The 6,689-nt window shown below is 47.5% G+C and carries 7 protein-coding genes and 1 other RNA gene; 2 read left to right on the top strand and 6 right to left on the bottom strand.

Annotated features, from left to right (window positions below; genetic code table 11):
* Positions 1 to 144: 144 nt before the first annotated feature.
* The 6 genes from ACXJGZ_RS07385 to ACXJGZ_RS07360 all read right to left on the bottom strand — a co-directional run bounded on the left by ACXJGZ_RS07385 (position 145) and on the right by ACXJGZ_RS07360 (position 5,793).
* Positions 145 to 1,629, bottom strand: a complete 1,485-nt coding sequence (locus ACXJGZ_RS07385) for a DUF2139 domain-containing protein (protein WP_456398866.1) — start codon at positions 1,627 to 1,629, stop codon at positions 145 to 147.
* A gap of 60 nt (positions 1,630 to 1,689) precedes the next feature.
* Positions 1,690 to 2,403: a 7-cyano-7-deazaguanine synthase QueC gene (queC, locus tag ACXJGZ_RS07380; protein ID WP_456398865.1), complete on the bottom strand. Its 714-nt coding sequence runs from the start codon at positions 2,401 to 2,403 to the stop codon at positions 1,690 to 1,692.
* Between the two features lie 4 nt (positions 2,404 to 2,407).
* Positions 2,408 to 3,304 (bottom strand): dihydroorotate dehydrogenase, encoded by an 897-nt coding sequence (locus ACXJGZ_RS07375; RefSeq protein ID WP_456398864.1) that lies wholly within the window; start codon positions 3,302 to 3,304, stop codon positions 2,408 to 2,410.
* A 53-nt stretch (positions 3,305 to 3,357) separates the two neighbouring features.
* The gene (locus ACXJGZ_RS07370) at positions 3,358 to 4,362 is read right to left on the bottom strand and encodes a pyridoxal-phosphate dependent enzyme (protein WP_456398863.1); all 1,005 of its coding nucleotides are present in this window, start codon (positions 4,360 to 4,362) and stop codon (positions 3,358 to 3,360) included.
* A 50-nt stretch (positions 4,363 to 4,412) separates the two neighbouring features.
* Positions 4,413 to 4,727: signal recognition particle sRNA (ffs, locus tag ACXJGZ_RS07365), an RNA gene on the bottom strand.
* 175 nt (positions 4,728 to 4,902) lie between these two features.
* The gene (locus ACXJGZ_RS07360; RefSeq protein WP_456398862.1) at positions 4,903 to 5,793 is read right to left on the bottom strand and encodes a PhoI; all 891 of its coding nucleotides are present in this window, start codon (positions 5,791 to 5,793) and stop codon (positions 4,903 to 4,905) included.
* Positions 5,794 to 5,933: 140 nt separating this feature from the next.
* On the opposite strand from ACXJGZ_RS07360, the gene ACXJGZ_RS07355 reads away from it, so the two are divergent.
* Positions 5,934 to 6,062 carry a hypothetical protein gene (locus ACXJGZ_RS07355; protein ID WP_456326555.1) on the top strand — a complete coding sequence of 43 codons (129 nt, stop codon included), beginning with the start codon at positions 5,934 to 5,936 and terminating at the stop codon, positions 6,060 to 6,062.
* A gap of 213 nt (positions 6,063 to 6,275) precedes the next feature.
* A partial coding sequence (locus ACXJGZ_RS07350) for a hypothetical protein (protein ID WP_456398861.1) occupies positions 6,276 to 6,689 on the top strand: 414 nt, incomplete at its 3' end.

Here is a 6,689-nt window from a genome sequence, read left to right as displayed (position 1 = left end):
TGAAGCTCCTCTCCATAATCGTCAATCACGCAGTTTCCATTAACCGTGAAGGGTGGAACCAAACGGGATGCATCCTCATGATCCCAGAGCGTCCCATCCAGATCCAGAACCAAGAGTCTCATTCTCCACACCAAAAATTGAGGATTACTTGAGCTCAATCCGCATCTTTCCTTTGAAGTCCTCCCTCTTCATTCTGAAGGAAACCATGCCGCTGAATGAGCTCAGGTCAATTATGTTCTTGCCCTCCTTAATGTCAAATCTCTCTTCATGGGCATCCTGAGCGGGGAGGGAGAGATCATACTCATATACGGTGAGCTCATTGTCAGCACTCGCATATACTATTGCCCTTGCATCCCTGTATCCCTCAAGGGGAATGCCCCCAAATGTTCCGGTTTTGTACATTTGAGAAGCCATTGATGGGAAAGCAAGCGGGAAGGAAAAGCTTACTGCGGGGGGTTCTTTTTGGATTATCGCCTCATCAAGCACGATGATATCTCTATTTCCAGTGTCGAAAGGAGTGGCTTCGAGGGCACCCGTGTTGGGAGTCGTGTTTGCCCCCACGAGTATGTGTCCTCCCATCTTCTCAAGGCTCGTTATTCTGGCCCCGAATGCACCGACTATTTTAACCATTGGAGGTGTTACGTAAATTAGAAGGCTTGGACCCGCTATCGTGTTCGTAATTGGTGCAAATGCCTGCTCCTCTGGAGAGCGGGGCTGATATATCGTATCATGATGGGCATTATATGCCATCAATAACCCTCCCCCCAATGGGAGAGCATTGACCCTCATTGGGGCGTAGAACGTGTAAAAATCGAAGAGCCTGAAAAATGTCATTTCCTCGCCGTTCAATGGATTCCCTGCAAATATGCCGCCTCTAACAAAGGCAAATGCCCGATTGTATGCACTTTCAATATCCCCCATTGTGGGTCTTACAAAACCGCCCCCATCAACCGAGCTGCTGGTTTTAAGTGGAAACCTCTCCCACTTGCCGGTTATCAAATCGAGGGTGTGAATCTCGCTTATTCCAAAATCGAAGTTTTTACCAACTCCAAAGAAAACATTATCATGAACTATCGTTCCCTTTAAACTCGGTGAGGGATTTAAGAGCTCAGCTTTTCCTTTCCTTCTGTCGAGAGCGTATATTCCCAGGTTTGCATGCCCATCCTCTCTTGCCAGGAGAAGCCTGTCGTTGTAGGGGTCATAGATTATATCGCTTATTTCTCCTGCCCAGTCCGTTGGGTGGTGAATGGACTCCTTCCAGAGGAGCTTTATCTCATCATTTTCCGTATCATAGGCATGTACATGGGAGTACTTGTTCACAAAGCTTATTGTTGATTTTCCGTCCTTTCCTTCATATACGGCGGGCGCATGAACCCATCCTCCGAAATATATGAACTCATCCACGGTTTCCACAGCATTATAAGTGTCCCCTCCGGATGCTGGTTTTTCACCTACGAGCCCGAATTCATAGATCCTCTTAGAGTTCTCCCTGATGAAGTGCGCCCGTGCCTCAAATGCCAGCGTAAAGTAAAGAACCTCATTGTGGTATCTCAGGCCGAATATTCCTCCACTTCCCCATTCGGGGCCGTATCGTGGGGAAAAACGGTGCAACTTTCTCAGCACATCCATAGAACCACCTGAGGTGATTTGGAGCAATAATAATTAAAATTTGCGGTTCTGGAGAGTTGGTTAAATTTTTGGCTCAATGGCGTAAACCGTCCTGTCTTCGCCGATCCCCTCGATGAGCCCCCTATGGCGCCTCACACAGCTTTCGCATTCACCGCAGTGAATGGGCTTTCCGTCCTCGGTAAACCCCTTCGGCATGTAGCATGAACTGGAGTACTCGTACTTTGCGTCCAGCTCCTTCAAAAGCTTTGCAATGCCCTTCTTGTCGAGGTCGATTAGGGGTGCAACGACCTTAACCTCCTCCATTGCCCCATACTCCAGCATCCCGTTCATCTTCTCCACGAATTCGGGAGTGTTGTCAGGGAAGGTTGCTCCCTCCTCACGGTTGAAGCCGACTATTATATCCCCACCGCCGAGGGCATCGAGGAGAGATGCAGCAATGGATATTAAAATCACATTGCGGGCGGGAACCCATACGCTCTTTGCGGTTTCCCTCGCCATGCGCTCAAGCTCTTCCGCACTTACCTTTGGCGTCTCTCCCCCCACAAGCGTCGTCCCCCTCAGCTTTGAAAACTCCTCGAGGAAGTCGAGTTTGATAATTTTCAGCGGAGTGCCGAGTTCCTTCGAGAAGAACCCGGCAACACGGTTAGTTACCCTCTCCTCATTGCTCCCATAGTTGATGGTGAGCATAATGACTTCATCATAATTTTTCTTTGCCCAGTAGAGACATGCCGTCGAATCAAGTCCGCCGGAAAACAGCACGACAGCACGCTTCATTCTTTCACCTCACTGCCAGCCCAATTATCTCCTTCACACTTCTAAATCCTTCCTCTTTTAAATATTCCCTAATACCCTCGTTTATCTCATTGAAAACGCCAAAACCCCTGAGGGACACTGCGGTTCCCACCTGGAGTGCCCTAGCACCCGCCATAAGGAACTCAACGGCATCCTGCCATGTTGTTATACCTCCTACGCCAATGACGTCAATATCGAGGGCCTTTGCCAAGTCATAAACCGCCCTCAGTGCAACTGGTTTTATGCCGGGCCCCGAATATCCCCCAACTTTATTGCTCAATATTGGCTTTTTTGCATAGATATCAATTGCTATCGCCTTGAGGGTGTTTATTGCAGCCACTGCATCCGCTCCCCCTTTCTCGGCGGCCAGACCCAGCTTTGTTATATCATCTATGTTAGGTGTTAGCTTTGCTATTATCGGCTTGTCCGTAACGTCTTTGATGGCCCTTACCACCTTGTACACCATTTCAGGGCTCTGCCCTATTTCCATACCGTAGCCCTTTGCATGGGGACAGCTGAGGTTGAGCTCGAAGGCGTCGGCAACATCGTCCAGTTTCTCCGCTAAGAATGCGAACTCCTTCTCATCCCCTCCAAAGATCGACACAATAATCGGGAAATCAAACTCCTCCTTTGAAAATTCCTCATGGAAAGCATTCCATCCCGGGTTTGGGAGTCCCATTGCATTTATCAGCCCGTAGGGGAGCTCCACCACTGTAGGATTATCATAACCTTTTTTCGGGACAATGCCGATGGATTTCGTTACGGCGGCGCCGGCACCCTCCTCATGGGCTCTCCTCAGTAAATCGGGGGTCATATCTGCGACGCCGGAAGCTATCATTAGAGGGTTTTCAAGCTTAAGCCTAGCAACTTCAATCTCGAGCATTTTCAACACCCAAAAAGCAGAAGGGAAAGGGAGTTATTAAAACTTTGCTTAAACTAAATGAACTCCCGAACTTTTTCATCGTATTGGAATATCCCTGGCATTCCCCCAGTGTGCACGAATAGAACTTTTGACCCCGGAGCTATCTTTCCGTTGCGGGTTAAATCCATGAGCCCATAGAAAGCCTTTGCCGTGTATATTGGATCAAGGATAATCCCTTCTTCTGCGCCCACAAGCCTTATGGTTTCTATAACTTCTTTCGTAATTCTCCCATATTCTCCAAAGCCGTACTCAAATAGATGGGCAGCTATATGGTTCTCCGTAAGATTATGTGCACACCCGATCAGTCCTGCCGTTTCACCGATAAGGTTAAAGACCTTCTCCGGAAGACCTTTAAGGAGACCTCCAACGTCTATTCCAATAACTTCTGTTTTGGAATCCATTAAGTTGAAACCTAGAGTTAACCCAGCAAATGTACCCCCGCTCCCTGCAGCATGAACCACATAATCAAACTCCACTCCAAGGGCTGTCTCCTGCTCCCATATTTCGGCGGCTGCCCTCACATAGCCCAAGGTTCCAACAGGGGACGCTCCTCCAACAGGTATGATATAGGCTTTCTTTCCCTTTGCTTTTAATTCCTCTGCCACCTCCTCCATAACGGGATAGGTGCTTTTTGCATCCACCAGAATGACCTCAATTCCCATCAGTTTATCCAGGAGATAGTTTCCCTTAACCGGAGCATCCTTCTTTCCTCGGAGAACCAGGAGGGCATTTAAACCCAATTTTTTAGCTGCCAATGCTGTCACAAACGCATGATTGGAATGCACTGCTCCCGTGGTTATAACAGTGTCATAACCCTTAGAAAGGGCATCTCCGAGAAGGTATTCAAGCTTTCTAACCTTGTTTCCGCCTATTGCAATGCCTGTTAAATCATCTCTCTTAACATAGAGTTCTATTCCAAGTCTTTGGCTTAAATTTGGGAGGTACTGGATTGGTGTTTGGAAACCTATAAGCTCCACACGTGGAAACCTTGCAAGAAGGGTTTTTAGCTTTAGACTCATGAAATCACCAATGAAAGTACCTCAAGGAAGTATAAAAACTTGATTAATGGCGGCGGACACACCCGGGGGTGGGAACCCTCCACCGCTCCCTTTTGCCCTGGGCTTGTTCTCCCCCGCTACCCCACGAGCGCTGCACGTTCCGCCTACCGCTGCTCCCTTCCGGGCCTTGCGGGGTTCAGCGGATAAAGAGCCTTAGCACGGCCCTCCAGCCGTACCTGGCTCACCGCCAGCCCCGTGGGACGAGGAATCATCACTCCCCCAGGGGTCAAGTGAGCGGCTTCAGGAGCCGCCCCCCGGGCTTCGGCCCCCGCATATCGACGGTTTCGGGTTCCAGGGGACGCCGAACCCCCCAGCCTAGTCCGCCGCCATAGGTATTATTGGAGGAGGGATATATAAATATTTGGTTCATACCCAGGATATCGGCAGGATAGCAGAAGTAGTGCCTTTAATAGTGCATTATCAGGGTTAGGGCGTAAAGTCAGCCCAACCACCTCCCAGCCCAAAAATTAAACCCTTATCCCGACAGCATCATACCCACCTCTACTCTCTGCCAAGGGTTTTATTCACCTTTTTAAGTGCACCATAGAAATCGCTAGCTTTTACCGTGATGAACTGGGTTTCACCGGTATCCAGCTTTCCCCGTGATTTGCCCCAAAGCTCACCGTAAAGTCCTTGGATTTTTATTCTGGGGTAATTTGTCCCCAAACGCAAAATTACTCTCCTAATCTGACCTTCAAACCAAGACACGCCGACTTTTAGTCCTGCTCGTGTTTCTTTATTCTTCCTGAGTCCCAGCTTCAGGAAGTTAAGCCTCTCCCTCTCAACTCCATTTTCATGGCATTTTTCTTCGAAATACCTCCATGCCAGCTTGAAGTTTTTCAAGCCGAAATAGTATGAATAAACCGGAATTCCAAGCTCCCTATACTTTCTTCCTTTATAAGCATAGATCTCGATTTCACGCCCTTTTTTACCAAGAGAATCGATGTAAATGTTATTCTCCTCTTCCAACCCCCTCAGCTTTTCCATAAGTTCTTCCAGAGCACTCGGAGCAATAGAAAAGCTCGCCCATGTATTCCACATCCTTGGAGGAACTGAGGTGAAGCCCATCTCTTCAAGGTGATAATTCCTGAACTCCAGCTGAAAGCTCAAATAGCCCCCTCCATTCAGGAGCACCTTTAAAAAGGCATCTTCCTCTGGCAGCACCATTATATCATTTCCACTGTGATTCTCAGATCCCAGAAGGTTTCTAGCTCTAATTTCCTTGCCATGAGAAAATGCTGAGATTACAGGAATTGGTGTTTTAACTCCACTGTTTTTATCATAGGGTACTTTGAAACCCGCTTTCAGGAGCTCTTCCTGTATCTCCAGAGAAGCGGGGAAGAATATTTGGGCGCTCTCCAGTTTATAAACTCCAAGTTCCTCCCATTTCAAATTAATCACCTTCCAATAATCTGTGGTATTACTTTTTGTTAAAGTTAGGTCTTCAGAACTTTATAAAGTTTTCGAAAAGGAGGGCGTGTTTACAGTAACCTTTATTTAGAATTTTTGCTGAATTCTTCCAGGTGATTCTCATGCTCCCCAGATGGGATCCCAGACTAAAAGACCCTGAGAGCGTAGCATTTGCAATCCTGGATGTTCTAGCAGACTTAGAATCAGAAGGAAAACTGAAAAACCTGCCAAAATCCCGGCAAAAACAATAATAGCAGTACTCCTCTTCAAACAATACTACAACCTACCCCTCAGAGACGCACAGCATTACGGCAGAGAATTCTTCGGCGTTACTACTCAACCCTCCACAACTGGGAGAAAAAACTGAACTTGGAAGAATTAACAAACCACCTCCTGAAAAAACTTCAGGAATTACCTTACGCTGGCACTCAAGCAGACTCAACAATCTTCACAAATAAAAAAAGATGAAGATCGAAGTCCAAGCAATAACGAGAATTCTGCCCAGTCTACTGTATCCAGTCGCAGTCAAAATCACGACTTCTGAAAACGAGCTGATTGAAGTCCTGCCAGAGGGTTCCGGGAATTTTTATGCTGATGGGGCTTATGATTCGAAGAAAGTTCTGAACACTGTGGTAGAGAGGGGTTACAAACCGATTATCAAAAAGACTAAGAATCCTCCGGATGGTTTTGGCAGTAAGAAGAGGGATGAAGTGTTTTCCGAGAAGGAGTATAAGCACAGGAATCCTCATGAGGGGTTCTGGGGTGCTTTTGCAACCTGGTTTGGTGACAGGATGCCTTGTTTTCTGAGAGAGATTACTGTGACGCGGATACTGCTTGGGGTAATGTGTTACGCGCTGAAAATTCTTCTCAGAGTCAAG

The sequence above is a fragment of the Palaeococcus sp. (in: euryarchaeotes) genome, assembly GCF_053987695.1.
Note: the sequence above shows the minus strand (reverse complement) of the source record. Positions and strands in the feature narration are given on the sequence as shown.

Bases quoted from the DNA above. Each gene is read 5' to 3' on its own strand.
- ACXJGZ_RS07385 (WP_456398866.1), bottom strand. From the start codon at position 1,629: ATGGATGTGCTGAGAAAGTTGCACCGTTTTTCCCCACGATACGGCCCC.
- queC (WP_456398865.1), bottom strand. From the start codon at position 2,403: ATGAAGCGTGCTGTCGTGCTGTTTTCCGGCGGACTTGATTCGACGGCA.
- ACXJGZ_RS07375 (WP_456398864.1), bottom strand. From the start codon at position 3,304: ATGCTCGAGATTGAAGTTGCTAGGCTTAAGCTTGAAAACCCTCTAATG.
- ACXJGZ_RS07355 (WP_456326555.1), top strand. From the start codon at position 5,934: ATGCTCCCCAGATGGGATCCCAGACTAAAAGACCCTGAGAGCGTAGCA.
- ACXJGZ_RS07370 (WP_456398863.1), bottom strand. From the start codon at position 4,362: ATGAGTCTAAAGCTAAAAACCCTTCTTGCAAGGTTTCCACGTGTGGAG.